Genomic DNA, 26160 nt, shown 5'->3' with positions numbered 1-26160 from the left:
CCTGCCGCGTTTTTTTGCGAGATGGATGCAAAGCGGGTCAGCGCGCGTGCTGCTCGCCTGGCAGTTCCGCGCCATTGGCACGAATGGCCGCGATCAGTTCGGCCGGCGTGATTTCGTAGCGCACTTCCCGGTGGATGCCGGGCTTGCGTTCGTCGATTTCGATCAGAAGAATGCTTTTGCCGTCTTCTGCGGTTTCAAGTTTCAGAGAGCGTACTTCACGTCCGCTCGTTTCGTCGATTTCGGTGAGCAGGGTCATGGCCCCGGAACAACGGGTGGTGCGCATCGAACGTTTCCTCGGGTCGTTATTGAAAGCGATTGTACGGGCAGCGCCTGCTGTTCGACAGAGTGCTTTCGTCTGCCGGCCGGGCGCAACAACGCGGCGAGCCGCGACGTCGCGGCGGCTTTTCCGCTGCCCAATTTCATGTCGATGAGTGTAACGCGAAGTTCGCCGGCGTCAGCGGCTTTTTAAAGTGCGCGAACAGCATGCCCCAAGCGGGCGCAATCGCGCACGGTGCGCGATGCACCCTCTCGTCGCTCACCGTTTTTTCGCGTGCGGATGACGGCGTGCGTTACACGCAATGCACCCGTTCGTTGTCGACCAGCACTTGCGCCATTTCCCACGCATCGCGTGCGGCGTCGGTGCGGCCGCTCAATTGGCGAGCTAACGTTGCGCCATCGAGTAGAAGCGCACATCGCCGCGCAAGCCGGGCCGCCGCTTCGCCGTCGAAGCGTTCCCCGAGAATGCGCTCGAGCAAATGAACAAATGCATACCGTTGCGCCTCGGACGCTGCAAAAATTTCGTTTTCCTCGGCGTGAAATTCCGCAGCGGCATGAACGAACATGCTGCCCGTAAATGGCTCTGCGCGGAACCAGGCATCGTGCCAAAGAAAAACGGCATGCAGTTTATCGAGTGGTTCGGAATGCGGCGCGGTGGCAGCCGCGATTCCCGCGGTTAGCGCCGCACCCTGCTCGTTGAGCACCTCGACGACGAGGCGGCTTTTCGACGGAAAGTACTTATACATCGTCATTTTCGCAACGCGCGATTCTGCGATGATTCTGTCGATTCCCACGGCGTGAAAGCCGAACCGCGAAAATAGCTTGGTCGCGGTATCGATCAGCGCTTTCTTTTTCTCACTCATTTTTGGCCCGCTTAATATATGTGAAAAGTTGTGCGTTTTCGCGGAGAAACTCGCCTATCGAGTCAATTTCTTCGAAGAAAACGTTATTTTTCAACAAGTGTTTCCCCCGATAGACGACTTTCGATCGGTCTGACTCGCACCTCTCAATGCGGGACGATGATCGTAAGTGATGTCATTCAAATCGAAGCGCGTCCTGAAATCAAGCCCCCAGCCGAATTATTAATGTTGCAGTGCGCAGATAATATCGGCGCCACTACGCCGATTGCATTGGCTGGCCGGGCTGAGCGGCCTGAATCGATGACCGGAATGGCGCGCGATGCTACGATCGAAAAACACGCAACTATTTTCAAGTGAGGGATGGTGACGCTTTATGACACGCTGGGTGTGCGCGAGGATGCCACCGAAGAGGAAGTCAAGCGAGCCTATCGGAAAGCCGCGATGCGCTCGCATCCTGACCGCAATGTGGGAAATGAAGCTGCTGCACACGCGACGTTTCAACAAGTGAAGGAAGCTTACGCAATCTTGTCGGACCCGGAACAGCGGCGCGTCTATGACGCCGTGTTTGCCGAGGAGATGCAGCGACTTGCACGGCGCCGCGAGAAAGAGCGCCGCCGCGCGCAAGCCGAGGCAGCGCGACAGCAGGCCGAGTACGCGGCATTCGTCACGCTCGCCATGCGCTATGCGGAGCAGGGACACAACCGCGATGTCCTGTTCGGCGTATTGCTCGGCCGCGCGTGCGACGCAACGCTCGCAGCCCGTATCGCCGACGGCGTCGCTGCGCTTCAGTCGTCGCGCGAGGCGCAGCCCGCGGGCGCATCGGTCGAGAAAGGCGCAACCGCGCAAGCCTCGCAATCATCGGAAGCCTCCGAAGTGCCGGACGCATACACTGGCCATGGCGAAGCAAAGGACTCGCTGCACACGAATCTTTTCAGTACGCTGTGGCACGGCATGTTCGGACTTCGATCGTAGCGAGCGGCGCCAATTACATTGAATTCGAAACCCTGTCGAATAGGGATGATTACGCCGCGGCGTGGTAATGCAATAACAAGACGCCCGCCGCGTGGCATACTCCCGCCATTCGAAAGCAAACGAATCAATTGGCTCGATGAAACACACGCTCCCATCTTCTATCCATCGCGCAACGGCACGTCGCGCCGTCTACGTCATTCATGCCATGGTGCTCGCTATGGCGGCTACGGGTTGCGGTGGCGCGGCACCGCTTTTCACGTCCGATGGCCGTCCAACCACGCTCGTTCAGTGTCCGGCGCAAGGCCCGGAAAGTGCTTGCTTGGAAAATGCGCGTGGCATGTGCGGAGGGGGGGTCGACGTCGTTCAGAAATCTACCGATAACGGTATGCGCAATGTGCTCTTTGCATGCAAGGCGAGATGAAATTGCACTTTTGCGCGTCCGATCTGTCACAAGCGCGGTACCAATTGGCAATTACATCGGCAACCACAACGGAGGCGATTCTCTATGGCGAGCTATCGGCAACTTACTGAGCAACTTGCAAAAGTCCAAGCGCAAATGGCTGCCGCGCGCGAGAAGGAAATGGCTGCTGTCATTGAGCAAATAAAGGCCCAAATCGCGGAATATGGCATTAGCGCGGAAGAGCTCGGCTTCACTGCCAAACGGGCGCGCAAGACCCAATCGGGCCGGTTGCCGCCAAAGTACCGCGATCCGAAAACCGGCGCCACCTGGAGCGGTCGAGGACGTGCGCCGACATGGATCGGCAAGCGGCGCGAGCGCTTCCTGATTCAAGATTAAGCCGCGGGTGTGACGCCGCGTCGAGCGCTACAGCGCGACGCTTTGAAGCCGTGCCGCCAGAAACTCCACAAAGAGGCGCGTGCGCACCGGCAGACGCCGCGTCGGCGGCCATAACGCCTGCAATGGCAGCGGCGTAAGTTCGTAGTCAGCCAGAATCAATTCCACGCGACGTTGCAGCACGAGTTCGCTGATCTGCCAGTAGGCGGCCCGGCCGATACCGAGGCCGCTTGCCACGGCCTCGTTGAGCGCAGCCGTGCTGTTGCTGTCGAAGCGGCCACGCACCTGCACTCGTTCTTCTATGCCGCGTTTGCCCCGGTAACGCCAGAGCGACGCCTCAGGCAGTGCCGAGCGCACCAGGCAATCGTGTTGCTTCAAATCCGCTGGCCGCAGCGGACGTCCGCGAGATTCCAGGTAGGCAGGCGAGGCAAACGTCACGCGACGAATCGTGCCGAGCCGCCGCGCAACCAGATTCGAGTCCGGTGTTTCGCCTATACGGATCGTGACATCGGCGCCGGTTTTCGCCGGGTCATCGTATTCATCCGAAAGATCGAGTGACGCCCTGAGTTCGGGATAACGCGCCAGAAAGCTGGCCAGCAGCGGCGCGATATATCGCGGGCCGAACAGCGTCGGACCGCAGATACGCAAACGCCCCGACACGGTCGTCGCGTAGTCGGCGAGTTCCGCGCGTGCCATCGCAAGATCGCCGAGCACCTGCTTGATGCGCGCATAGAACTTCTCGCCTGCGGTGGTCAGCCGGCACTGCCGCGTAGTGCGTGCGACGAGCAGCGTGCCTGCTTCCCGCTCGAGCACCTGGAGCGAGCGGCTGACTGCCTGCAATGACTTGTCAAGCCTGCGCGCCGCTGCGGTGAGGTTGCCTTCTTCCGCAATCGCGACAAACGTTTCCAGGTCGCGTAATGATCCATTGTCCATTTTTTCGGGAGAAAGAGTCAGGCGTTGCAAGGATTATCTATCACTAAGGCGAGAGTACGATTCAGCGGATGGTGTTTCCGGAGTGCATGTTGATGTCAGCAAACGAATTGAGTCGCGCCGACGTCGCAACGTCCACATGCGTTTCGACGTGGCCGTATGCAATCGCCGTCGGCATCGCTGTGCTCGGCCTGTATGCGTCGCAGGGGCTCGTCGACGACCTGGCCACGTCGATCGGACTCGGTGCATGGGCCAATCTCGTGACAATGCTGACGCTGGCTGGCTATGCCTGCGGGCTGTTGCTTCTCGTGCCGCTCGTCGATCTGTTGCCGAACCGGCGGCTCATCGTTGCGACGCTCGGTGCGCAAGTGATGTCGCTGGTTGTGGTCGCCGCTGCGCGCGAGCCGATGATGTTTCTGCTCGCGTCGTTCTTCATCGGCGTGAGCTCGAGTGCGATCCAGATGCTCGTGCCCGTCATTGCATCGCAGGCACCCGAGGCAGATCGTGGCCGCGTGGTCGGCGACGTCATGAGCGGACTGATGCTCGGCGTATTGCTGTCGCGGCCAGCAGCGAGCCTGCTCGCTGGCGCGTTCGGATGGCGCAGCTATTATGCGATCGATGCAGTGGCGCTCGTCGCAATGACCGCGTGGCTCTCGACGCACATGCCCGAACGGCGTCCCGTGCATCGCAGCTCATACGCCGCGCTGACGAGTTCGCTGTTGCGCCTGATTCGCGATGAATCGGTGCTGCGGCGCCGCGCGTGGTATCAGGGCCTACTGATGGTCTCCTTCAACTTATTCTGGACGAGCGTGTCGCTCGAGCTCGCGAATCCACCACTGCGGCTCGGTCATGTGGGCATCGGCCTATTCGCTCTGGCCGGCGCGGGCAGCACGATCATCGCGCCGGTCGCGGGACGCCTTGGCGACCGCGGTTTCGATCGGCAAGCCACGATCGCTTTCCATATGATCGTCGTGCTTGCGACGGGCATCGCGCTACTCGGCGGCAGCCACATCGTGTCGCCCGCCGCTTCCGTGACGCTGCTCGTCGTCGCGGCGCTGCTGCTCGACCTCGGCGTGATCGGGGATCAGGCGTTGGGGCGCCGCGCGGTTAATTTGCTGAACGCACGTGCGCGTGGCCGCATGAACGGCCTGTTCACCGGACTTTTTTTCATCGGCAGCGCGATCGGCGCGCTGCTCGCCGGGCCTGCGTGGGTGCATGGCCACTGGACGGGCGTCTGTCTTGCTGCCGCTTTCTTCGCGCTGGCGGCCGGCGTGCTGCATGCGGTGCAGACGCTGGCACCGGTACCGCGGCAGCCCTGAAACGCATCTCATGACTCGAGAAACCGACCCACTATGAACGCGACCCGATCAACCTTCCGCTATCCGACCGTCAATATCGATGGAGTCGATATCTTCTATCGCGAGGCCGGACCGCAAGACGCACCGACCGTTTTACTGTTGCACGGCTTTCCGTCGTCGTCACGAATGTACGAACCACTGATGCCGTTTCTCGCGCGCGAGTTTCGCCTAATCGCGCCGGACTATCCAGGCTTCGGCAATAGCGAGGCACCCGCGCCCGACCGATACGCGTATACGTTCGATAATCTCGCGCAATCCATAGAAGCGTTCACCGACGCGTTGAAGCTCGATCGCTATGTGCTTTTCATGGCGGACTACGGTGGCCCGGTCGGATTCCGTTTGGCGATGGCGCGGCCGGAGCAAGTGGCTGGTATCGTGATCCAAAATGCGGTTGCACATGAGCAAGGGCTCGGGCCGTTGTGGGTAACGCGCAAGGCATTCTGGCAAGACCGTGCCGCATACGAAGACAGCCTGTGGGCCAATCTTGCTTCCCTCGATGCTTTGAAGCTGCGTCATGTAGGGAAGAGTCCGGATCCCCAACGCTACGATCCCGACAACTGGCGCGACGAACAACACTTTCTGGCGCGCCCGGGACAACGCGCGATCCAGACCGATCTCTTTTACGACTACCGCACGAATCTCGAATCGTATCCGCGTTGGCAGGCTTGGTTGCGCGAGCATCGGCCACCGATGCTCGTGACGTGGGGCAGATATGATCCGTCATTCACCGTGCAGGGTGCGTATGCCTATCAGCGCGATGTTCCCGACGCGGACGTGCATCTGCTCGATGCCGGCCACTTTGCACTGGAGGAAGCGAGTGACGAGATCGCCGCGTTGACACACGATTTTCTGCGGCGTTTGGCGCTGCGCTGAATGAAGGCGCACGGAAAGCGGGGTATCGTGATGCCGGCGCCGAAACTATACTGCAACGCTGACAAGCGCAACGATCACAGCCATATTCGCCACCATTCATCGAGACGAAGGAGAAGGCCGCATGACGTTGGAACATTTGCTGGAGCGTGCGGGTATTGCACGCCAACATGCCTACGCGCCTTATTCGAACTTCAAAGTCGGCGCTGCATTGTTGACGCTCGACGGCAATGTTTTTCTTGGCTGCAACGTCGAGAATGCGTCGTATGGGCTTTGCAATTGCGCCGAACGGACGGCATTTTTCAGTGCGATCGCAGCAGGCTATACACGTCATCAGTTTCGCGGGTTGGCCGTCATGGGCGATACAACCGGGCCGATCTCGCCGTGCGGCGCATGCCGGCAAGTCATCATCGAGCTTGGCGGCCCCGATTTGCCGATTCGGCTCGGCAATCTACGCGGTGACTGGCGCGATACGACGGCACGCGAACAGCTGCCCGATGCGTTCTCGTTATGACGGCCCCGAGCCAGGCATAAGAACATGCACAAAGTCATCTACGATACGGACCCGGGCATCGACGATGCGATGGCGCTCGTTTTTCAGGCGCTTAGCCCCGATATCGAACTGCTCGGTATCACCAGCGTGTTCGGCAATGCCACCATCGATACGACGACGCGCAATGCGCTTTATCTCGCGCACCGTTTCGCGCCTGGTGTGCCGGTGGCGCGCGGTGCTGGCGAGCCGCTCGAAGGCAGCGCACCGGCACCGTTGCCCGCGATTCACGGCGACGACGGCCTCGGCAACATCGGTGTCGTGCCACCGGTGCACGCCATGCCCGACGCGCGCGCGGCCTCGCGTTTCATCGTCGATACCGTGCGACGGCATCCAGGCGAAGTGACGCTGCTTGCCGTCGGGCCACTGACCAACCTCGCACTTGCGCTTGTCGACGATGCGGGCATCGCCTCGCTTGTGAAGCAGGTGATCGTGATGGGGGGTGCCTTCGGAATCGACGGCGTGTCAGGCAATGTCACGCCCGCGGCGGAAGCGAATATGCACGGCGATGCGCGCGCGGCCGATATCGTATTCGGTGCCGATTGGCCCGTTGTCATCGTCGGCCTCGACGTGACGCAACGGGTCATCATGTCGCACGCCTATCTCGCGTCGCTGCGCGAGCGTGGCTCGGAAGCAGGGCGCTTCGTATGGGACGTCTCGCGCCACTATGAAACGTTTCATCGCGCCAGCGGGTGCGTCGAGGGCATTTATGTCCATGACGCATCGGCGGTCGCCTACTTGCTCTCACCGGAGTGCTTCATCACACGCACCGGTCCGGTTCGCGTGCTCACCGAAGGTATCGCGGCCGGACATACGATCCAAAAGCCAGCGCAAATGCTGACGCCGGCCCCTGCGTGGGACAGCAGGCCGTCTTGCAGCGTTTGTGTCAGCGTGGATGCGGCAGCGGTGCTCTCGCTCTATCAGCGCACGCTATGCGCATTGCCGCGTTCGCCTCAGTAGCCGCCCTGCGGCCCGAAAAATATCACCCAGGTCTTGAAGTCTGCGCTGAACGTCGTGAAGCGATGCTCGACATGTGCAGGCACAAACAGCACATCTCCCGCCTTGAAATCGCAGCGCTGGCCCGCACGCTCGAAAATGCCCGAACCCGACGACACGATATAGAGCTCGTCGCGCGTATGCGGCTTTTGCGTGTCCGTGCCGCGCGGCGAAAAGAGTTCGACTGATACGTCGCCGCGCTCGAAGAGCACGATGAACGGCACCGGAAGCTCGGCTAGCGACAACGCCGCGTCAGCCTCGGCGATGCGCAGTACGTCGTTTGGAACGGTTGCCATGGTTGGCCTTTATTGTCGAGTAAAGGATCGCGCGTTATGCGCGGCTCGATCATAACGCCTCCCGAAAAACCTCACCTTAGCGCTTGCATCGCCGATTACCGCCTCCCACAGGCCAAGGCTTTGCGTGCCGAACGGGCGCTCGATTCCGCCTAATCCCGAAAACCCTCACCTTTGCCGATGATTCCGGATTAGTTAGCACCTCTAAGCATTGGCAGCTATCTGGTCGCGCAGTTGTTGGCGCCGCTCGCGCTCCATAGAGTGGGTGCCGACTCAATCGAGATGACGAAAGGAGGCAACGCTCATGGGGCGATTGCGAATCAGCTTGTCTGGTGGGCTATGGCTTTTCGCCATGACGATGGCGTTCGTCGGTTCGGCGCTTGCTGCACCTTATTCGCATGCGTCCGGCGATGTGGGAATGGTATCGAAGCAAGCGCGCTTGCCACCGATGCCGCGTACGCCATCGATGCTGCCACGCACGCGTGAAGCCATGCGCTATGATCTTGCACCGTCGAAAGTGCTGCGCCCCGAGTTGATGACATCCGAGATGCGGCGTCGATTGCGCGACAGCGGTCACCTTGTTCAGGCCGAAACCGCTGCATGCCCTTCGATGGCTGCGATGGCTGGCTACAGTGGTGCCGAGCTTGCCGAAGCGATTGCCGCGCTCCCCGATTCGAGTTGCGCCAACGCCTTCTTTTCGGTGACGGCTCAACAGGCGACGCAGCTCTTTAGCAACGCGAACATGACTGCGGTCGCTACCCGGTTCGCCAGCGCGAGTGCGGCCTACGCGCCCGGTGACCGCACTTTGGTCAATGTCGCGCTATTCCTTAGGGCTGCTTACTATCTGGCGAGCGAGGGCAGCATCGCGCCGATTGCCGCAGACGTGCTCGCTACTGTGCGCCCCGCGATCATGCAATTACTGACGGGCAGCACGCTCTTTTCGCCGAACGAAAAAGCGCAGACGACGGCTGGCGAAGTGGTGACGCTCATCGTCAACATGCACGACGAAGCGGCTTATCTCGACGTGATGAAACGGTGGGTCGAGCGATTCACGAATACGCCGGCGGCACCCAACGCGGCGCGCTTGCTCGACGATCCGAATGTCGGATACGGTTTTACCGGCATTCTCAAGGTGTTCTACTTCGCCCATTACCGCCCGGAGGCATTGCCGAAGATCGAGAGCGATCCCTCCTATGCATCGTCGCTATACGCGTTTGTGAGGGCGAACAAACAAAGCTTGCTCGATGACAACAACGCCAGCTATCAACTGAACCAGGCGGCCGGTGAAGCATTTCGTTTCGCGATGCACCCGGCGTTGTTGCCGACGGTCAGTGCGTTGATGCGCGATGCGTTAGCCGGTTCAACTATGGCCGGCCCTGACAGGCTGATTTGGCTCGCTGCGGCGCAGGCGGTCAACGCCTACGACAACGACAATTGCAACGCCTATGGAACCTGCAACTTCGAAGCGCGCTTGGCTGACGCCATCTTATCGAGGCGTTATTCCTGCCCGGGAAAAACCGTCCACTTGCGTGCCGAATCGCTCGATTCGGCGCAGGCGAAAAAGGCCTGCTCAACGGTGCAGCAGGAAGCCCCCTTCTTTCATGCAATGTTGCATACGAACCGCGTGCCAGTGGCGAATGACGGCAATGCGAAGCTGGAGGTGGTCGTCTTTTCGAGCAATGTCGAATACGAAAACTATTCCGGCGTGCTATTCGGCAACGATACCGACAACGGCGGTGTCTATTTGGAAGGGGACCCGGCCTCGCCCACCAATCAGGCGCGCTTCATCGCATACGTCGCAACCTGGTTGAGTCCGACGTTCGAAATTTGGAATTTGAAGCACGAATACGTGCATTATCTCGACGGACGCTTCGATCTCTACGGCGACTTCGAGCAATCGACGCGCGTGCCTACCGTCTGGTATATCGAAGGGCTGGCGGAATACATTTCGCGCGGCAACGACGATCCCGAATCAATCGAAGCGGCAATGACGGGCCGTTATCGCCTGAGCGAAATCTTTAAGAACGACTACGACATGGTTGATTATGTGAGCCGCGCTTATCGCTGGGGGTACATGGCAACGCGCTTCATTTTTGAGCGACATCCCGAAGTGTTGGCAGCGATCCTGCCGATGTTCAGGAGCGGCGATTACGCTGCGTATTGGGCGTTCATACAGCGTTTGTCCCCGCAGCTCGACGACGAATTTTCCGCATGGGTGCCTACCGTTACAACGGCCGGTACGCCGGCTCCGCCGTGGCACAGCGATTGACGGTCTCGATGCTTGCGGCGTGTCGGTACATCCAATCGAGCGTCTCGTGAAGCGGCGTGGCAGGCACACGTCCGATGGCGTGGCGCAGTTTGAGGTTCGACCCGATGAGTCGATGCACCTCGTTGGCGCGTAAAAAACGTGGGTCGACCGACACGTCGATTTCATAGCCCGCGATGTCGCGCAGCATCGCGAGTACATCGGTCAACGAATGTGCCACACCCGAGCAAACGTTGAACGTCTCACCTGCGGGTGCTGCGTCAAGTAGCTGCGCATAAACAGCGACTACGTCGCGAACGTCGGAGAAATCGCGGCTCACATGCAGGTTGCCGAGCGAGATTTTTAGCTCGCCTCTTGCATGGTGGCCAACGACCTTCGGCAATAGAAAGTCCTCGCGCTGTCCGACGCCTGTGTAGTTGAACGGCCGGACAATGCAGATCGGAAGACGGTCCATCCAAAGACGCGCTGCATGTTCCATCGCAAACTTGCTGACTGCATAGTCGTTGGCCGGCTGCGGCGCGATGCTTTCGTCGAGCACTTCGAATGGCACATTGCCATAGATATTCGCGCTGCTTGCGAGCAATACCGCGCGCGGCGTTGTGTCGAGCGTGGCGAGCGCCGCCAGCAGATTGCGCGTGCCCACGATGTTGGTCAGGTAGCTGTTGGTGGGCGTGTCCTGCGTAATGTGCGACGCCGCCGCGAGATGCACGACAACCTCGGGGCTCGCATCGTCGACGAACGCGCGCAGACGCGCGGCATCGAGCAGGTCGACCGCTTGTGCGACATGGGCCGGTGATTGCAACGGGGCAACGCTGACCTCGGGCGCGACGGTGCCCCAGACTTCATAGCCAAGTTCGATCAAATGCGCGACGAGATGCCGGCCTGTAAAGCCGCCAGCACCGGTTACGAGCGCACGCGGCATGCGTGTTACGCCTGAACTGATTGCGCTCATGGCGCCGCGATGCGTGCGAGATCGGCCTCGACCATCATGTTGCAGAGCCCTTCGAGCGTGGTGTGCGGTTGCCAGCCGAGTTTTTCGCGCGCTTTGTCCGCACTGCCGATCAACAGCTCCACTTCCGCCGGCCGATAAAACTTCGGATTGACTTCGACGAGCACCTTGCCGGACGCCACATCGATGCCGCGTTCGCGTTCAGCCTTGCCGCTCCATTCGAGTTGATAACCTGCTGCTTGAAATGCCATGCGGACGAAATCGCGCACGGTTTCCGTACGCTGTGTCGCGAGCACGTAGGTATCGGGCTCATTTGCCTGCAGCATGCGCCACATGCCTTCGACATATTCACGTGCGAAGCCCCAGTCGCGCTTCGCGTCGAGATTGCCGAGCTCGAGCTTATCGAGCTTGCCTGCCTTGATGCGCGCAGCGGCATCGGTAATTTTGCGGGTGACAAACTCGAGACCGCGTAGCGGCGACTCGTGATTGAACAAGATGCCGCAGGCACCGAAGATATCGTACGACTCGCGATAGTTGATCGTCGTCCAATGCGCGAAGAGCTTCGCCACCCCATACGGGCTGCGCGGATAGAACGGCGTGTCCTCCGTTTGCGGAACGGCCTGGACCTTGCCGAACATTTCCGATGTGGACGCCTGATAGTAGCGAATGCTTTTATCGATGATCCGAATAGCCTCGAGCAAATTGAGTGCGCCGACTCCGGTGACCTCCGCGGTGGTGACGGGTTGATCGAACGACACGCCCACGAAGCTTTGCGCCGCAAGGTTATACAGCTCGTGCGCATGCGCCGATTCGAGCAACCGTATCGTCGAGCCGAGGTCCGTCAAATCGTGCTCGACAAGCGTCAGATTCGGATGCTGTTCGATGCCGAGTTCGGCGATACGCCAAAAGTTGACCGAGCTCGTGCGCCGATAGGTGCCTACGACGGCATAGCCTTTCTCGAGCAGCAGTTGCGCGAGATACGCACCGTCTTGTCCGGTGATACCGGTGATGATCGCTTTGCGTGCAGCCTGCGTCGCATTCATGACATTGTCCTTGTAAGGTTTTTGAATGGCTCGATGAATATTCTCAGTCACGAACGAGTGCGACAGTCGACAGCGTCGAACGGCGAGGGCCGCCCCGGGTCAGCCGTTTTTCGAGCAGGAACCAACTGGCACTCGCGAACGCGAGCGTCAGCGCCAACGCAGCGATGGCGCTGGTGTAGCGGCCCAAATCGAGCTTCCACATCAGGCCGATGAATGTCACATGCACGAGGTAAACCGTATAGCTGATGGTGCCGATATAAACGAGCACGGGGTGGGACAGCACACGCGTGACGATGCCGCGGCTTCTGAGCGCGAGCACGACGACCGAACTCGACAGCACGAGTGTCAGGCTATAGAGGCCGGCATTCGACAGCGGCTGATTGGAGTCGCGCATGGACGGGTAATGTATGTGCAGCCAGCCAAGCGTGGCGAGCGAGCCGAAGAGCCCCGCCCAGGCCATCCATCGCATGCGTTCGGGCAGATCGGGCACGCGCCGCATCAGCACCGCGAGCAATGCGCCGGCACATAGCAGATCCATACGGAACGGCGTCAGGAAATAGATCGGCCAGAATTCGCTGAACAACGGTGTGGCTAGCGCGCGCAGTATCGGCGCGACGATGATACCGGCCGCTGCGATGATACCGAGCGTGCGCTCGGATACGAGCAGTACGAGCACGGGCCAGACCAGATAAAACTGCTCCTCGACCGCGAGCGACCACAGCACGCCGAAGCCCGGGTTACCCGTTTCGCCGAGCGATTGGCCGATATTGGTCGCGAAGAACGCATACCACCACCAATGATTGAGCCAGCCGACGCCGAAGAGTAACGACGAGAGAATCAGCAAGATGATGTAAGGCGGCAGAATCCGCCGCGCACGGCGCGCGTAAAAATAACCGAAATACGACTGATTACGTGATTTCCGATCGAGCAAAATACCGGTGATCAGGAATCCGCTCAATACAAAAAACAGATCGACGCCCATCCACAGCGATACACCGAGGGCGTGATTGAGGAATACGGCGAGTACCGCTACGGCACGTACGCCGTCGAGCTGGACGATGCGTGTGTGCGGTCTTGCGATATCGATATTGGACTCCGGTAAAGCAGGCGCGATCAACTGAGACATGGTGTCCTTGCATTCCCTTCGCCGGCAGGGCCGTCCGGCAGTGCTTAAAAAAGACGGCCCCATTCTGCGGAAAAAGAAATTGACGAAAAACCCATTGAGTCGTTTCGTATTAAGTGCCGCATGATCCGGGGCAGATGGCGATACGGCAGGAATTTTTTGGAATTATTTGCAGCTTTCCGCCAAATAGTTTGGCCTTAGTCTAGGCAGTCGAATTCCTGAGAGCCAAGGAGGCCCCTTGTTGCGTGTCCTGTCCCGCCCGGCATTGGCGCTGACCGCCGTCGTGATTGGAATCTGTGCAGCCGTCGCCGGGTTGTCCGCGCGCGCGGCCGAAAACGGCGAGGCTGAAAAGAGCCTGTCGGTCACCACATCGTGGATCGGCAACACTTTCGGCTTCGGCGCACGCAGTGCGGCCCCAGGCAGTGCGGCGCCAGGCAATGCGGCCCCAGGCAATTCGGGTCAAGGTAGCTGGACGCAGATCAATATCACCGCGATTGCCGTTTCGCCCGACGGCAAGGTCTATACGAACTCGCCGTGGGACGAGAGTGGCGCCGAAGCGAGCGTCTATCAGAACGGCAAGCAGCTCTCGTTCGCGGGCGGCACGCATGGCTGGGGGCGGGCAGGCGGCGACGCCGTTGCTGTCAACAAGCGCTATGTTTTCATTGCGATGGCGGTCGGCAACGAGCGCGGAAAGCTCGTCGGCGACGGCGTGTGGCCTGCCGCGGGTGAACAATGGTTCGGCATTTCTCGGCGTGCCGTTGGCGACGAGAAAAAAACGATGCCGTTCCGCACGGTTGCGCGCAACGATGGCCACGGGCAACTTGCAGCCGGCTTTCTTGCGGTCAACCGCGTGCCAGCAGGCACCAAGGCGCCTATCTACGGCCTGGCAGCCAGCGACAGCACCGTGTACGCGGCCAACACGACGCGTAACGAAATCGACGTGATCGACGCCGAGACGATGCAGCAAAAAGGATCATGGCAGGTGCATGAGCCGGGGCGCATCGCGCTTGCATCGGATGGCACGTTGTGGGTGTTGACCGACAGTTTGAGCAGCCCCGCACCGCGCATCGCTCATTATTCGGCTGACGGCAAACTGTTGGCCGACAAAGTTGCGTTGCCCGAAGATGCGGTCGCGGTCGACTTGGCGTTTGATAACAAGGGGCGGTTGTTGGTTGCCGACAACGGCTGGCGTCAGCAAGTGCTGATCTTTACCGCTGCGAAGGCGGGGCAGTACGAACTTACCGATACCTTCGGCCAGCGCTACGGCATCTGGGCCGGCAAACCAAGCGAGCATGGGCGCCCCGGGCCGTTGCGATTCAACGGGCTCACCGGCGTTGGTGTCGATAGTGCCGGCAACATCTACGTTTCGATGAACGGCATCGGCCCCCAGCTCGGCTCCACGGGTGCGGGCCTCGGTGCATCGCTGCAAAGCTATTCACCTGATGGCCAGCAACGCTGGCAAGTCGACGGTCTGCTCTTCGTCGATGGGGCGTGTGTCGATCCGGCCCGTCCAGAGAGTAGCGTCTATACCGGTAACAAGCGCTTCGAATTCGATTGGTCGAAGCCGCCCGGGCACGAATGGAAATATGTCGGCTTTCTTTCGAATCGATTCAAGTATCCCGAGGACACGGTCTTTCATATGGACCAGTGGCCCGGCACGCCGATGGCGCGACAGTTGAACGGCCGGACATTCCTCTATCTCACCGACATGTACGCCGATCACCTGAAGATTTATCGCTTCGATGCGCCGCATGATGGAGAAACCGCGATCCCGTCCGGCTTCATTGCAGGCCGTCCCGGCCCGGTGCATGCAGTCACGGCCGCACCGCCGGGCGGCGATTGGATATGGCGCAATGGGAACGGCGACGGCAAGTTCAATCCGCAGGAATTCCAGCGCAACGATACCGACGAGCGGCTGGCGGGCGGCTGGGGTTGGTGGGTCGATACCAAGGGCGACATCTGGCGTGCCAACGACACGCGCATTCATCGGCTGCGCTTTGGCGGTCTCGATCGTGCGGGCAACCCCATCTACTCGTACGAGAAGATGACGACTTATCCGCTGCCGGCGCCGTTCCGATTCGTCAAGCGGGCGATTTACGACACGCGCACCGATTCGCTTTATGTCACCGGATATACCGATCAGGCGATGCCGAACAGCAACGACGTGCCGAAGGAAATTGGCCGCGTGCTGGCGCGCTATGACGCATGGTCGACGGGCAAGCCCGTGCTGCGCTATCAGACGCAACTGCTGTGGAACCCGGCCGGCAAGGAGCGACGCACGCTCGTGAGCGTCACGCAGGACGGCGACTACGTATTTGCCGTCGAATTCATCGGCAACGTTCATGTATTCGATCGCAACACGGGTCAGGAAATCGGCGTGATCAAACCAGGCCCCGAAGTCGGTAACGCATCGGGCCACGTCGACGTTGCCAACGCCATCAGCGCGCACCGGCGCGATAACGGCGAATACCTCGTTTTCGTCGAGGAAGACGCGCGCGGCAAGGTGCTGATGTATCGGTGGACGCCGCCCGCCGGCGGGCAAAAGGGCAAGAAGCCGAACAAAGAGAAAGGGGATGTCAATCAAGCGGCACGCGACGGAGTCGATAAGGGATGACGACAGGGCATTCGATGGACAAGGGCATGCTCAAGAATGTTGCCATCAACTTCTTCGGGTTGGTGCTGCCGACATTCGTCTCGCTCGTTACTGTGCCGACCTACATCAGGATGCTCGGCGTCGAACGATATGGCGTGGTGAGCCTCGTGTGGACGTTCATCGGTTATTTCGGCGTGCTTGATCTCGGCATGAGCATGGCCGCGCAAAACCATATTTCGAAAGCGCTCGCCGCGAATGACAAACAGCAAAGCGCACTCGTTTTCTGGAGCGCGCTTTGGTTGAATGTTTTTACGGGCATCGCGGGCGGCATCATTATTTATATCGGTGGGTACCTCTACACGGCGTACTTCACGCATGTCACGCCGGTATTGCGCAGCGAGGTCTATCACGCATTGCCATGGCTTGCGCTCGCGATTCCGATCGCGAATATTTCGTGGGTGTGCGCCGGTGCGATCAATGGTGCGGAACGCTTCGGGATTTTCAACACCAACCAAACGCTTGGCACGTTCCTCTTTCAACTGATGCCGCTTGGTGCCGCCTGGCTCATCGGCCCAACGCTGCCGAATGTGCTCGCTGCGGCCGTGCTTGCGCGCGGCATCGCGGCACTCCTGCTTGCGCGCGCGAGTATGCGCGTCCTTGAAATCGATCGGGTGCTGATGCCGCGGCTCGCGCTTGCGAAAGAGCTGTTTCGCTTCGGTGGCTGGATGTTGGCCGCCAGCATGGCGATCATGGTCGGCGACACGTTGGACCGTGTGTTGCTCGGCGCCGGACTCGGCGCGCGTTACGTCACGTACTACACAGTGCCGCAGAATTTGGTCACGCGTCTGAACATGCTGCCCAATGCACTGGTGCGTACGCTTTTCCCGCGGCTCTCGGCCATCGAGCGCGATCATGCCGATGTGCTTGTGAGGCAGTCGCTCGAATTTCTCAACGGCGTCTTTACGCCGATCATGATTGTCGCGATGCTCGCGCTCGGGCCGTTTCTGAATCTTTGGGTGGGCAGTGAGCTTGCGGCGGCCTCGGTCAACGTCGGCCGCGTGCTGATCATCAGCGTGTGGCTCGTCGGGCAAGCGGGCGTTACGCGTTTGTTGATCCAGTCGCATATCGATCCAGCGCGAGCCGCGTGGATCGGCATTATCGAGTTGCCGTTCTTTGCCGCCATTCTGATGTTCGGCATTACGCATTTTGGTCTGACGGGCGCAGCGGTGATCGTCGTGGCGCGCTCGTTCGTTGATTACGGCGTATTGCTTTATCTGTCGTCCGTCCGTGTGCGGCCTATCTTATTCGACATGATTGGCCATCTAGCCTTTCTCGCCGTAGCCGGTTATCTCGCGTATGCAGTGACCGGTCTGGCCGCGCTCGCAGCGCTCGCCGTGGGGCTGGCATGCGCGAATGTCGCGTGGTCGATGACAACGTCGCCTGCTCTGCGCGGCATCGCGCGCGCATTGTTGGTACGCGTTTATGCAAGGAGAAGTGCATGAGCGACGAAACCCTCGCCGCCACGACCGATGCCGCCTCGCTGATTGCGATCAGCGAGCCCAGGCGTCCGGCCGCTGCCGGCTCGGCTTCGCGCGCGCTGCGCGTGGCCGTCGTGCATGACTGGCTCGTGACGTATGCCGGCGCCGAGCGCGTGCTCGAACAAATCATCGCGTGTTTTCCGGAGGCCGATCTTTTCAGTCTCGTCGATTTTCTCGAGGATCGAAGCTTCTTGCGCGGCAAGCGCGCGGTCACCTCGTTTATTCAGCATCTGCCGTTTGCGCACAAGCGCTATCGCGCCTATTTGCCGCTCATGCCGCTCGCCATCGAGCAGTTGGATTTGAGTGCCTATGATCTGGTGATTTCGAGCAGCCACGCGGTGGCGAAGGGTGTGCTGACCGGCCCCGATCAGGTTCATGTCAGCTATGTGCATTCGCCGATTCGCTATGCATGGGACTTGCAGCACCAATACCTCGAACAATCGAACCTGACACGCGGCTTGCGTTCGGCATTCGCTCGTATCGTGTTGCATTACATCCGCAATTGGGATATCCGCACATCGAATTCCGTTGATCATTTCGTCGCCAATTCGCAGTTCATCGCGCGGCGGATCAGGAAGGTGTATCACCGCGATGCGCAGGTCATCTTCCCGCCCGTCGATGTAGCGTCGTTTTCGATTGGCGAGCGCAAAGAGGATTTTTATCTGACGGCGTCGCGCCTCGTGCCGTATAAGAAGATCGATTTGATCGTAGAAGCTTTTTCGCACATGCCGGACAAGAAGCTCGTCGTAATCGGCGATGGTCCCGAAATGAGCGCTGTGCGCGCGAAGGCTTCTCCGAACGTCGAAATCATGGGCTACCAGCCCTTTGACGTACTGCATGACCACATGCGCCGTGCCAAAGCGTTCGTCTTCGCCGCCGAGGAGGATTTCGGCATTGCTCCGGTCGAAGCACAGGCATGCGGTACGCCTGTGATTGCGTATGGAAAGGGCGGCGCGCTCGAGACCGTGCGTGATCTATCGCAAAGCCGTCCCACCGGGCTCTTTTTCTACGAGCAGAATGCTGCGGCAATCATTGCCGCGGTGTCCGGTTTCGAACGCGATAGCCACCGGTTCTCGACGCGCGATTGTCGCGCGAACGCCGAGCGCTTTTCGGTTGCACACTTTCGCGAGCGCTTCGCGGCGTATGTCGAGCGTGCCTGCCCCGGGGCCACGCGACGATCGATCGGAGCCGTTGCTATTGCTGGCGCGGTTGGATCGGACGTCGGCGTTCAAGCCGGCAGCCCGGCGTCGAAGCTCAAGATTCTCGCACTCGATCAAACTGGCGTGCTCGGCGGTGCCGAGCTTTCGTTGCTCGAGTTCGCGCGACAGATGAAAGAATGCGTCGAAGTCGTGCTCTTCGACGACGGGCCGTTTCGCCTGGCACTTGAAGATGCCGGTATCGAAGTGAAGGTACTCGATGCGTCGTCGTTGCGCGGCGTGACCAAGCAAGCTGGAATGCCTAAGCTCGGTGCGTTGGGCGGCATCGCTTCGCTCGTGCGCGAGACGGCCAGGCGCGCACGCGACGTCGATGTGATTTATGCCAACACGCAGCGCGCGATGGTCATCGGCGCACTTGCGGGCAAGCTCGCGCGCCGGCCAGTCGTTTGGCATTTGCGCGATATCGTCAGTGCCGAGCATTTCGGGCGCTTGCAGCGCATAGCGATCAAATGGTGCGGCAGGTTGGCGATCGATCATGTCATCGCCAACTCCGCTGCGTCGGCGGGCGCGTTCGTCGAGCTGGCGAAGGTCAGCGCTCAACGCGTCGATGTCGTGTTCAACGGCATTTCGGAAGGGCCGTTTCGCCAATATGACGACATCTCGCAGGCCACGTTGCGTGAACGGCTCGGCCTGCCGCGTGACGCATTCATCGTGGGATGCTTTAGCCGCCTTGCACACTGGAAGGGGCAGCATATGCTGCTCGAGGCCGCGTTGCTCGATCCCGCTATGCATGTGGCGCTCGTCGGCGCGGCACTCTTTGGCGAGCATGCCTACGAAGCGACGCTCAAGGCCTTCGTTGCAGAGCATAATCTTGCTGGACGTGTGCACTTTCTCGGCTTTCGCGACGACGTGGCGGCTTGTATGCGCGCGATGGATGTCGTTGCGCATACATCCATTGCGCCCGAGCCGTTTGGCCGTGTGATCGTCGAAGGGATGCTGGCCAGGCGGCCCGTGGTGGCGATGCGGGCAGGCGGGGTGACGGAGATCGTCGAAGATGGCCTGAACGGATTGCTGTGCGAGCCCAACAGCGCGCCTGCACTGGCTGCGGCGCTCGTGCGGTTGCGAACCGATGCGCAGTTGCGCACGCGCCTCGTCGAAAGCGGTTATGACGTTGCGCGTCGGCGCTTTGGCACGCGCACTTATGTCGACGGTGTGAAACGCATCCTGTCGCGCGTGGCATCCGCCCGGCGGCGTTGATTCGTTACCGGACCCACCTCGAGTGGGCCGGTAACCGTGTAATCGTCCTCATGCCGCTGCGCGCGGCGCCACGTTGCCTTTATGTCGCTTGATGCTGGCTGACCAGCGCATGGCCGGTTGCTCGATGCAGCGATAGAAGAGATAGGCGGCGACGAGCGCGACCGGCATGAACGCGAACGTCGGCCAGATCGACACCTGCAGCGCCGAGCGGAAGAAAATCGCCTGCAAGCAGATGAAGATCGGCAGATGAATAACGTAGAGTGAATAACTAAAGTTCCCACACCCGGCAAAAATACGCGTCACGATACCGTCGCGCGCACGAGCGGTTTGCTTGGCACTGCCAAGCATCGTGCGCAGCAAGCATGCGAAGCCGATCGCCCAGAGTTGAAACGCAATATATTGCCCAATGTAAAAGCTGTAATTAAATGCTGCACAGCCGAGCAGGGCCAGCAATAATGCGCTGCCTCGCCACAGCGCGGTCTGGCGTGCGGTCAACGACAAATCGGAAGATGTGGCCTGGATTTCGGCAACGTAGGCACCAAGCGTCCACGATAGCCAATACGATGTGAAGAAATAGATCCACACCGGCTCCAGCAAATAGCCTGAAACCACGTTGATGGCAGCAATGGCGGCCATCACAGGCAGCATGCCAAAACGGCGCCGCGCGGCGAAGAGCAGCGGGTAGGCAACGTAGAACTGCACCTCGATCGCGAGCGTCCACAACGCCCCATTCGAGCCATAGGGATGCGCCAGCACGCCTTGCATCGAGAAGAGGCTGATCAGGAATGCCTTAGGGCCGATATCGAGGATCTTGTGATTGACGGGCGGCAGACTGAGGCTGATCGAATCGAGCGCGAGCGTGACGAGCAGCGCGGCAAAAAGCACCGGATAGATGCGGGCAAAGCGGCGCGCCCAGAAAATCGGTGTGTCGAGCCGATAGGAAGGATCAACCGAGAGGCGCGCGGCGGGGCCGCGATGGATGCAATAGCCGCTGATGACGAAAAAAATCGACACACCTGCCGAACCCCATGCGATTGGTAGCGTCAGGTAGCCCAGCAATACGCCCGGGTGCAGCGAGAATCCGACCGTTTCATGAAACTGATGCAGGCCTATCCATGTAACCTGGCGGCAGTGAAAGTAGGCAACGAGCACTGCCGCCACGCCGCGCATGGCATCGATAAACGTTTCCTTGGCTGCCGAGACCGCTTGCGATGCATCGATGCGGTTAGTGGCAGAGGCGGCCGCGGGCGGGCCGGAGACGCGAAATGCTGAATCGCTCATGCAGGGTCCTGATCGATGGCTTCGGAAATAATGACGGATCAACGTCATGCCAATATAAAAAATTCCGAATTCGGGCCTATCGTAGAACAAAAAAAATCCACCAAAAGCGTGAATTAACAACCGGCAATTTGCATTCGATAGCTATTCGAACGAGCGGTTAAAAAATCCGCCCTGTGGGCCCGGCGATTATTGTCGCGTTTTTTCGTGTTAACTTGATTCCACGACAAGTCGCTAATGGAGTCACGTTATGGATTTGCACTGGCTAGCCGGCGTTGCCGTGCTCTTGATTCTCGTCGCCGTCTCAGCGTATCGCGAAGCGCTCGAGAACGACAGGGCGATGCGCTTTGGCGCAATACATGGTGATCGCTCCGCGGTGCACGATGCGGAGCAAGCAATGGAGCGGGTTTGATCTTCTTTTCGAATTTCTTCGTGGAGCCTTCATATAACGACTTCCCAAAAGGGGACGCATGATGTTGAAAGTCACCAAAGCGGTGTTTCCGGTGGCGGGTTTGGGTACGCGGTTTTTGCCGGCTACCAAGGCGAGCCCGAAGGAGATGCTGCCAGTTGTTGATAAGCCGCTGATTCAATATGCGGTGGAGGAGGCAATAGAGGCCGGGATGACCGAGCTCATCTTCGTGACCGGTCGCAGCAAGCGCGCCATCGAAGATCACTTCGATACGTCATATGAGATCGAGGCGGAACTCGAAGCGCGTGGCAAGGACAAGCTGCTCGACCTTGTGCGCAACATCAAGCCGAGCCACGTCGATTGCTTTTACGTGCGTCAGCCTGCTGCGCGTGGGCTCGGTCACGCGGTCATGTGCGCGGAGAAACTCGTAGCGGATAGCCCGTTCGCGGTGATCCTCGCCGACGACTTGCTCTACAGCGAGCAACCCGTGATGAAGCAGATGATCGACGTGTTCAACCACTATCACAGCTCGATTGTCGGAGTGGAAGCCATTGCTCGCGAAGACAGCCGCTCATACGGCGTCGTCGAGGGCCGCGAGTGGGAAGAAGACATCTTCAAGCTGTCGGGGATTGTCGAGAAGCCGTCGCCGGAATCGGCGCCGTCGAACCTTGGCGTCGTCGGGCGGTATGTGCTGATGCCGAGCATCTTCTCGCATCTGCGCAAGTTGGAGGCCGGGGTGCAGGGCGAACTGCAGTTGACCGATGCGCTGCATTCGCTGCTCAGCGAGGAACAAGTGCTGGCCTATCGTTATTACGGCACCCGCTTCGATTGCGGCAGCAAGCTCGGGTATCTGAAGGCGACGGTCGAATTTGCACTGCGGCATCCGGAGATTGGCGCGCCGTTCGACGCTTATCTTCGCGAGTCGATGACGCAGCTGATTTCCTGACCGATTGATTGTTTGCTTGTTCCTGGAGAGCGGCGCGCTTTGCATAGCGCGCCGCTTTTACGTTGAGCATGCGGTTTCGTTGCCGATGCGACGATTTCGCGACCCCACCCGTCGGCATTCCTCTCTCGCGTAGAGTACGTTTCCTGTTGTCAGCCAACTTCGTAGCCAACCGCGTAGCAATCAGCCACGAAGGTTTGTCGGCGTCACGCATACACAGGAGAACACAATGCATGTCACTAACGGCGATGGGCACTTCCCCGATGAATATGGCGTCGGGCAGCCGTCCGAGCAAGAAGGCGGGCAAGCGGCTGCGGGCCCAGGCAAGCCCCCGAAACCGCTCGGTGCATTGGGGCACTTGATGAACGCCGTGGGGCTGCGCGCACAACGGGGTGCCTCGGCACAGCCTGCCGAACCATCTCACCCTGTGACCGAACCGTGCTCGGCCGCTGATACTCCTGCTGCGGAGCCCGCACCAGCCACCGCTTTAGCCGCTGCCGGCCACGCATTGCCCGGCACGTTTGACAGCCTCTATCAACTCTGCGGGATGAGCAGCTCCGCTGGCGAAGAAGTCACAATTTCGGTCAATGGGAAACTCCTTGTCGATTGGCAGCAATTGCCTACACTTCTGACCGAAAACTGCCACGTGTCCATTGATTTAGGGCATTGCGAGGGCGGCCCCAACTTGGACCTGCTGAGGGTGCTCGTTGCGCTTAACCTGGCGCTCCAACGCGAGACGAGGGCGAAGGTTACGCTTGCCGTTCCGGATGGCTCGTACCAACAAGCACTTAGACGCGTGTCGTCGGAGGAGTATGGACCGGATGGACTGACGCAGGAAAGACTGCGCTTCGAAGAATTGCCGCCCAGCAACCTTAGCAGTTTCTTTAAATCGGTCAAGCGTGCCTAAGCGCAATTCGAACGCGAGGGAGGGGCAATGGAATGGCGATGCTCGAACGCTGTTCGATATCAACGCAGGCGCTCATGGCTTGTTGTCTTCGCACCGATCTGCTTTGCCTTCGCCTTCGCCGGTTGCGACAACGGTGACGGTCAAGCGGATGCCGCTACAGGTGGCAAGCCGCATGTGCCGACGCTGCCGGGCATAGACACCGACGCAAGCGCGCGCACGTCCCGTTCCAGTGACGAGCCCACGCGCAAGCCGGCACTCGCTCAACGCTTCGGTGCGGCTCCCTCTGCCTCCGCCACTGTCGTGCCTGCTTCCGATATCTTGTTGCCGCCGGTCATGCACACTGCGGACTGATTCGAAAGCGCAGCGGCAAAGAACGTTTTCGCCGTTTCCTATCTCATTACTCTCCTCTAAGACGGCTTGTGCGGATTGCGATGTGCCTGCAATTGGTCCATAACGTCGCTGATCACTCCGCCCGGCAGAATGCACAGCGTCTCGTGATTACGCGCATGCTGCCGCTTTCAACGTCGCACTTCATTAGCACTGCTTATGACTTCGACAAGCCGCCGTAATTTCCTGCGTGCCGCCGTGCGAGCAACCGGCGCTGCTGCCGCGATGGGCGCATTGCCTGCCGGTATCCGCAATGCGCTCGCCATTCCCGCTAACGATGCGACACGCAGCATCAACGATATCGAGCATATCGTCATCCTGATGCAGGAAAACCGCTCGTTCGACCACTACTTCGGCGCACTGCGCGGCGTGCGCGGCTACGGAGACCGTCGTGCGATCACACTGCCCAACGGCAAAGCCGTCTGGTATCAGCCGTTCGTCGCGGGGCTTGGCCAGTTGACACCTTTTCGCCCCGGTGCGCCGAATCTGGGCATGCAATACATGCAAGGGCTGTTGCATGATTGGGCGACGACTCAGCTCGCATGGAATGATGGCCGTTACGACCAATGGATCATTTCCAAAGGCCCGACGACGATGGCCTATCTGACACGCGAAGACATCCCGTTTCATTACGCACTGGCCGATGCCTTTACGATCTGCGATGGCTATCACTGCTCGGGCATGATGCCGACCGACCCCAACCGCTATTACATGTGGACGGGCGGCATCGGCAACGACGGCAACGGAGGGGGCCCGGTGATCGACAACGCCGAGGCAGGCTACTCATGGTCGACTTATCCTGAGCGGCTGCAAAGCGCGGGCATTTCCTGGAAGGTCTATCAAGACATCGGCACGGGGCTCGATGCAAACGGCGCATGGGGGTGGACGAAGAACGCGTTCATTGGCAACTACGGCGACAATTCGCTGCTGTACTTCGATCAATATCGCAATGCACGGCCCGGCAGCCCGCTTTATGATCGAGCGCGCACCGGAACGAACGTCGCGGCCGGCGGCGGATATTTCGATGTCCTAAAGGCCGACGTGCGGAATAACACATTGGCGCAGGTCTCGTGGATCGTGGCGCCGGAAGCTTATTCGGAGCATCCGAACTGGCCCGCGAACTACGGGGCTTGGTACATCGACCAAGTGCTGCAGGTGCTGACGTCGAACCCGTCGGTATGGAGCAAAACGGCGCTGTTCATCGTCTATGACGAGAACGACGGATTCTTCGATCACGTTGCCCCGCCGTTCGCGCCATGGTCCGACGCGGTGGGTCGTTCGAGCGTCGATACGGCGAACGAATACTTCGGCGGCGCGTCCGGCAAGTCTGCCGGTCCTTACGGTCTCGGCCCGCGCGTGCCGATGCTCGTGGTCTCGCCGTGGTCGAAGGGCGGATGGGTATGCTCCGAGACATTCGACCATACGTCCATCATCCGCTTCATCGAACGACGATTCGATCGTGTCGGCAACTTGCGCGAATCGAATATCACGCCGTGGCGCCGAACGGTGTGCGGGGACCTCACTAGCGCATTCGATTTCGCACATCCGAATGAAACGTTTCCAACCTTGCCGGGCACGGCGGGCTACATACCACCCGATCACGAACGCCGCTTCGGCTATTTGCCGCTGCCGCCCGTCGAACAATCGATGCCGGAGCAAGAGCCGGGTGTACGGCCGGCGCGAGCGCTCGCCTATGAGCTTTTCGCACAGGGGCATGCGCTGGGGGATCAGCATGCTTTGCGAATCGAGTTTGTCAATCGGGGGGAGGCGGGCGCGGCTTTTCTCGTTTATCGGATCGGCGGCGGCAACGCGCCGCGCGCCTACGCACTCGGTGGTCATACGCGCCTCGTTGACGATCTGTTGCTCGACCCCGACGGCAGCTATGGATACACGCTGCACGGCCCGAACGGTTTTTTTCGGCGCTTCAAGGGAAAGACGAAGGCGCTGCATTGGTGGACCACCGGCACGCCGGTGCCGGAAGTGAAGGAGGCTTACGACGTTGCGAACGGCAATATCAGCTTGCGGCTCAAGAACCTCGGCACCGGTGTATGCGACTTCACGATCGTCGATGCCTACGGGGGCGCCACGATCAAACGTCGTGTAGCCGGCGGTGACGTAGCCGATGTTTATGTCGACTTACGTGCTTTTCACGGCTGGTATGACCTGGTCGTCAGCGTCGATGATGACCCGCTGTTCGAGCGTGCGCTCGCCGGGCATGTCGAAACAGGCCGCAGCAGCATGAGCGATCCGGGGCTTGGTATGTTGTGAATGCGCATCGGGTTGGCCCTATGTGGACCTACCTGCTTTTCGTCGATTGAGCGGCTTACCGATAGCCCGGAGTCTGTCGAATGCAACAAATCCTGCTTGCAAAAGGCCGGTCTTGCATAAAACAGATGCATTAAGGCGCACGGC

Annotated in this window: 24 protein-coding genes; 16 read left to right on the top strand and 8 right to left on the bottom strand. The window is 60.0% G+C overall.

Annotated features, from left to right (window positions below):
- Window positions 1–37: 37 nt before the first annotated feature.
- Window positions 38–283, bottom strand: coding sequence for a hypothetical protein (locus tag ACSQ20_RS23075; RefSeq protein ID WP_436024577.1), 246 nt, complete (start codon window positions 281–283; stop codon window positions 38–40).
- A gap of 286 nt (window positions 284–569) precedes the next feature.
- The gene (locus tag ACSQ20_RS23070; protein ID WP_436024575.1) at window positions 570–1139 is read right to left on the bottom strand and encodes a TetR/AcrR family transcriptional regulator; all 570 of its coding nucleotides are present in this window, start codon (window positions 1137–1139) and stop codon (window positions 570–572) included.
- Window positions 1140–1295: 156 nt separating this feature from the next.
- Here ACSQ20_RS23070 and ACSQ20_RS23065 point away from each other — a divergent pair, with 156 nt between their 5' ends.
- From ACSQ20_RS23065 to ACSQ20_RS23055, 3 genes are all read left to right on the top strand, one after another.
- Window positions 1296–1493 (top strand): hypothetical protein, encoded by a 198-nt coding sequence (locus tag ACSQ20_RS23065; protein WP_436024573.1) that lies wholly within the window; start codon window positions 1296–1298, stop codon window positions 1491–1493.
- Between the two features lie 3 nt (window positions 1494–1496).
- Complete coding sequence (locus ACSQ20_RS23060) at window positions 1497–2108, top strand: J domain-containing protein (RefSeq protein WP_436024571.1); 612 nt, start codon at window positions 1497–1499, stop codon at window positions 2106–2108.
- Between the two features lie 505 nt (window positions 2109–2613).
- Window positions 2614–2904 carry an H-NS histone family protein gene (locus ACSQ20_RS23055; protein ID WP_436024569.1) on the top strand — a complete coding sequence of 97 codons (291 nt, stop codon included), beginning with the start codon at window positions 2614–2616 and terminating at the stop codon, window positions 2902–2904.
- Between the two features lie 27 nt (window positions 2905–2931).
- On the opposite strand, the gene ACSQ20_RS23050 is transcribed toward ACSQ20_RS23055, so the two are convergent.
- The gene (locus tag ACSQ20_RS23050) at window positions 2932–3834 is read right to left on the bottom strand and encodes a LysR family transcriptional regulator (protein ID WP_436024567.1); all 903 of its coding nucleotides are present in this window, start codon (window positions 3832–3834) and stop codon (window positions 2932–2934) included.
- Window positions 3835–3926: 92 nt separating this feature from the next.
- On the opposite strand from ACSQ20_RS23050, the gene ACSQ20_RS23045 reads away from it, so the two are divergent.
- From ACSQ20_RS23045 to ACSQ20_RS23030, 4 genes are all read left to right on the top strand, one after another.
- Window positions 3927–5150 carry an MFS transporter gene (locus ACSQ20_RS23045; RefSeq protein WP_436024565.1) on the top strand — a complete coding sequence of 408 codons (1224 nt, stop codon included), beginning with the start codon at window positions 3927–3929 and terminating at the stop codon, window positions 5148–5150.
- 33 nt (window positions 5151–5183) lie between these two features.
- A complete protein-coding gene (locus ACSQ20_RS23040; protein ID WP_436024563.1) occupies window positions 5184–6062 on the top strand; it encodes an alpha/beta fold hydrolase in 879 nt (292 codons plus the stop codon).
- A gap of 121 nt (window positions 6063–6183) precedes the next feature.
- Entirely contained in the window at window positions 6184–6573 is a 390-nt protein-coding gene (locus ACSQ20_RS23035; protein ID WP_436024561.1) for a cytidine deaminase, read from the top strand.
- A 24-nt stretch (window positions 6574–6597) separates the two neighbouring features.
- Window positions 6598–7569, top strand: a complete 972-nt coding sequence (locus ACSQ20_RS23030; protein WP_436024559.1) for a nucleoside hydrolase — start codon at window positions 6598–6600, stop codon at window positions 7567–7569.
- Here the strand turns inward: ACSQ20_RS23030 and ACSQ20_RS23025 are convergent.
- Window positions 7563–7901: a cupin domain-containing protein gene (locus ACSQ20_RS23025; protein WP_436024557.1), complete on the bottom strand. Its 339-nt coding sequence runs from the start codon at window positions 7899–7901 to the stop codon at window positions 7563–7565. The two genes, ACSQ20_RS23030 and ACSQ20_RS23025, sit on opposite strands and share 7 nt — an antisense overlap.
- Before the next feature lie 301 nt (window positions 7902–8202).
- On the opposite strand from ACSQ20_RS23025, the gene ACSQ20_RS23020 reads away from it, so the two are divergent.
- The gene (locus ACSQ20_RS23020) at window positions 8203–10167 is read left to right on the top strand and encodes a collagenase (RefSeq protein WP_436024555.1); all 1965 of its coding nucleotides are present in this window, start codon (window positions 8203–8205) and stop codon (window positions 10165–10167) included.
- On the opposite strand, the gene ACSQ20_RS23015 is transcribed toward ACSQ20_RS23020, so the two are convergent.
- Genes ACSQ20_RS23015 through ACSQ20_RS23005 form a run of 3 tightly spaced genes read right to left on the bottom strand, consistent with a single transcriptional unit; the run spans window position 10124 to window position 13282 of the window.
- Window positions 10124–11116 (bottom strand): GDP-mannose 4,6-dehydratase, encoded by a 993-nt coding sequence (locus ACSQ20_RS23015; RefSeq protein ID WP_436024553.1) that lies wholly within the window; start codon window positions 11114–11116, stop codon window positions 10124–10126. The two genes, ACSQ20_RS23020 and ACSQ20_RS23015, sit on opposite strands and share 44 nt — an antisense overlap.
- Window positions 11113–12156 (bottom strand): GDP-mannose 4,6-dehydratase, encoded by a 1044-nt coding sequence (gmd, locus tag ACSQ20_RS23010; protein ID WP_436024551.1) that lies wholly within the window; start codon window positions 12154–12156, stop codon window positions 11113–11115. The genes ACSQ20_RS23015 and gmd overlap by 4 nt, the downstream gene beginning before the upstream one ends.
- A 43-nt stretch (window positions 12157–12199) precedes the next feature.
- Entirely contained in the window at window positions 12200–13282 is a 1083-nt protein-coding gene (locus tag ACSQ20_RS23005; RefSeq protein WP_436024549.1) for an acyltransferase family protein, read from the bottom strand.
- A gap of 283 nt (window positions 13283–13565) precedes the next feature.
- On the opposite strand from ACSQ20_RS23005, the gene ACSQ20_RS23000 reads away from it, so the two are divergent.
- The 3 genes from ACSQ20_RS23000 to ACSQ20_RS22990 are packed head-to-tail and all read left to right on the top strand — an operon-like array spanning window position 13566 to window position 19824.
- Window positions 13566–15893, top strand: a complete 2328-nt coding sequence (locus ACSQ20_RS23000) for a hypothetical protein (protein WP_436025835.1) — start codon at window positions 13566–13568, stop codon at window positions 15891–15893.
- A gap of 14 nt (window positions 15894–15907) precedes the next feature.
- Window positions 15908–17374, top strand: coding sequence for an oligosaccharide flippase family protein (locus ACSQ20_RS22995; protein ID WP_436025833.1), 1467 nt, complete (start codon window positions 15908–15910; stop codon window positions 17372–17374).
- Entirely contained in the window at window positions 17371–19824 is a 2454-nt protein-coding gene (locus ACSQ20_RS22990) for a glycosyltransferase family 4 protein (RefSeq protein WP_436024547.1), read from the top strand. Before ACSQ20_RS22995 ends, ACSQ20_RS22990 begins: the two co-directional genes overlap by 4 nt.
- A 48-nt stretch (window positions 19825–19872) precedes the next feature.
- Here the strand turns inward: ACSQ20_RS22990 and ACSQ20_RS22985 are convergent, their stop codons facing one another.
- Window positions 19873–21105 carry an acyltransferase family protein gene (locus tag ACSQ20_RS22985; RefSeq protein WP_436024545.1) on the bottom strand — a complete coding sequence of 411 codons (1233 nt, stop codon included), beginning with the start codon at window positions 21103–21105 and terminating at the stop codon, window positions 19873–19875.
- Between the two features lie 247 nt (window positions 21106–21352).
- On the opposite strand from ACSQ20_RS22985, the gene ACSQ20_RS22980 reads away from it, so the two are divergent.
- From ACSQ20_RS22980 to ACSQ20_RS22960, 5 genes are all read left to right on the top strand, one after another.
- Entirely contained in the window at window positions 21353–21514 is a 162-nt protein-coding gene (locus ACSQ20_RS22980) for a hypothetical protein (RefSeq protein WP_436024543.1), read from the top strand.
- Between the two features lie 61 nt (window positions 21515–21575).
- On the top strand, window positions 21576–22457 hold the full coding sequence (gene galU, locus ACSQ20_RS22975; RefSeq protein ID WP_436025831.1) for a UTP--glucose-1-phosphate uridylyltransferase GalU: 882 nt from the start codon (window positions 21576–21578) through the stop codon (window positions 22455–22457).
- Window positions 22458–22683: 226 nt separating this feature from the next.
- Entirely contained in the window at window positions 22684–23361 is a 678-nt protein-coding gene (locus tag ACSQ20_RS22970) for a hypothetical protein (protein WP_436024541.1), read from the top strand.
- A gap of 27 nt (window positions 23362–23388) precedes the next feature.
- Window positions 23389–23712: a hypothetical protein gene (locus ACSQ20_RS22965; protein ID WP_436024539.1), complete on the top strand. Its 324-nt coding sequence runs from the start codon at window positions 23389–23391 to the stop codon at window positions 23710–23712.
- 195 nt (window positions 23713–23907) lie between these two features.
- Window positions 23908–26016, top strand: coding sequence for a phosphocholine-specific phospholipase C (locus tag ACSQ20_RS22960; protein WP_436024537.1), 2109 nt, complete (start codon window positions 23908–23910; stop codon window positions 26014–26016).
- Window positions 26017–26160 lie beyond the last annotated feature (144 nt).

It is taken from the genome of Trinickia sp. LjRoot230, from assembly GCF_964253315.1.
Taxonomy (GTDB): domain Bacteria; phylum Pseudomonadota; class Gammaproteobacteria; order Burkholderiales; family Burkholderiaceae; genus Trinickia.
The sequence above is the reverse complement of the archived record's forward strand: the minus strand, read 5'-3'. Positions and strand labels throughout refer to the sequence as shown.

What these genes read in the sequence shown, in the direction of transcription:
- ACSQ20_RS23075 (WP_436024577.1), bottom strand. Translation starts at nt 283, where the DNA reads ATGCGCACCACCCGTTGTTCCGGGGCCATGACCCTGCTCACCGAAATC.
- ACSQ20_RS23070 (WP_436024575.1), bottom strand. Translation starts at nt 1,139, where the DNA reads ATGAGTGAGAAAAAGAAAGCGCTGATCGATACCGCGACCAAGCTATTT.
- ACSQ20_RS23065 (WP_436024573.1), top strand. Translation starts at nt 1,296, where the DNA reads ATGATCGTAAGTGATGTCATTCAAATCGAAGCGCGTCCTGAAATCAAG.
- ACSQ20_RS23060 (WP_436024571.1), top strand. Translation starts at nt 1,497, where the DNA reads ATGGTGACGCTTTATGACACGCTGGGTGTGCGCGAGGATGCCACCGAA.
- ACSQ20_RS23055 (WP_436024569.1), top strand. Translation starts at nt 2,614, where the DNA reads ATGGCGAGCTATCGGCAACTTACTGAGCAACTTGCAAAAGTCCAAGCG.
- ACSQ20_RS23050 (WP_436024567.1), bottom strand. Translation starts at nt 3,834, where the DNA reads ATGGACAATGGATCATTACGCGACCTGGAAACGTTTGTCGCGATTGCG.
- ACSQ20_RS23045 (WP_436024565.1), top strand. Translation starts at nt 3,927, where the DNA reads ATGTCAGCAAACGAATTGAGTCGCGCCGACGTCGCAACGTCCACATGC.
- ACSQ20_RS23040 (WP_436024563.1), top strand. Translation starts at nt 5,184, where the DNA reads ATGAACGCGACCCGATCAACCTTCCGCTATCCGACCGTCAATATCGAT.
- ACSQ20_RS23035 (WP_436024561.1), top strand. Translation starts at nt 6,184, where the DNA reads ATGACGTTGGAACATTTGCTGGAGCGTGCGGGTATTGCACGCCAACAT.
- ACSQ20_RS23030 (WP_436024559.1), top strand. Translation starts at nt 6,598, where the DNA reads ATGCACAAAGTCATCTACGATACGGACCCGGGCATCGACGATGCGATG.
- ACSQ20_RS23025 (WP_436024557.1), bottom strand. Translation starts at nt 7,901, where the DNA reads ATGGCAACCGTTCCAAACGACGTACTGCGCATCGCCGAGGCTGACGCG.
- ACSQ20_RS23020 (WP_436024555.1), top strand. Translation starts at nt 8,203, where the DNA reads ATGGGGCGATTGCGAATCAGCTTGTCTGGTGGGCTATGGCTTTTCGCC.
- ACSQ20_RS23015 (WP_436024553.1), bottom strand. Translation starts at nt 11,116, where the DNA reads ATGAGCGCAATCAGTTCAGGCGTAACACGCATGCCGCGTGCGCTCGTA.
- gmd (WP_436024551.1), bottom strand. Translation starts at nt 12,156, where the DNA reads ATGAATGCGACGCAGGCTGCACGCAAAGCGATCATCACCGGTATCACC.
- ACSQ20_RS23005 (WP_436024549.1), bottom strand. Translation starts at nt 13,282, where the DNA reads ATGTCTCAGTTGATCGCGCCTGCTTTACCGGAGTCCAATATCGATATC.
- ACSQ20_RS22995 (WP_436025833.1), top strand. Translation starts at nt 15,908, where the DNA reads ATGGACAAGGGCATGCTCAAGAATGTTGCCATCAACTTCTTCGGGTTG.
- ACSQ20_RS22990 (WP_436024547.1), top strand. Translation starts at nt 17,371, where the DNA reads ATGAGCGACGAAACCCTCGCCGCCACGACCGATGCCGCCTCGCTGATT.
- ACSQ20_RS22985 (WP_436024545.1), bottom strand. Translation starts at nt 21,105, where the DNA reads ATGAGCGATTCAGCATTTCGCGTCTCCGGCCCGCCCGCGGCCGCCTCT.
- ACSQ20_RS22980 (WP_436024543.1), top strand. Translation starts at nt 21,353, where the DNA reads ATGGATTTGCACTGGCTAGCCGGCGTTGCCGTGCTCTTGATTCTCGTC.
- galU (WP_436025831.1), top strand. Translation starts at nt 21,576, where the DNA reads ATGTTGAAAGTCACCAAAGCGGTGTTTCCGGTGGCGGGTTTGGGTACG.
- ACSQ20_RS22970 (WP_436024541.1), top strand. Translation starts at nt 22,684, where the DNA reads ATGCATGTCACTAACGGCGATGGGCACTTCCCCGATGAATATGGCGTC.
- ACSQ20_RS22965 (WP_436024539.1), top strand. Translation starts at nt 23,389, where the DNA reads ATGGAATGGCGATGCTCGAACGCTGTTCGATATCAACGCAGGCGCTCA.
- ACSQ20_RS22960 (WP_436024537.1), top strand. Translation starts at nt 23,908, where the DNA reads ATGACTTCGACAAGCCGCCGTAATTTCCTGCGTGCCGCCGTGCGAGCA.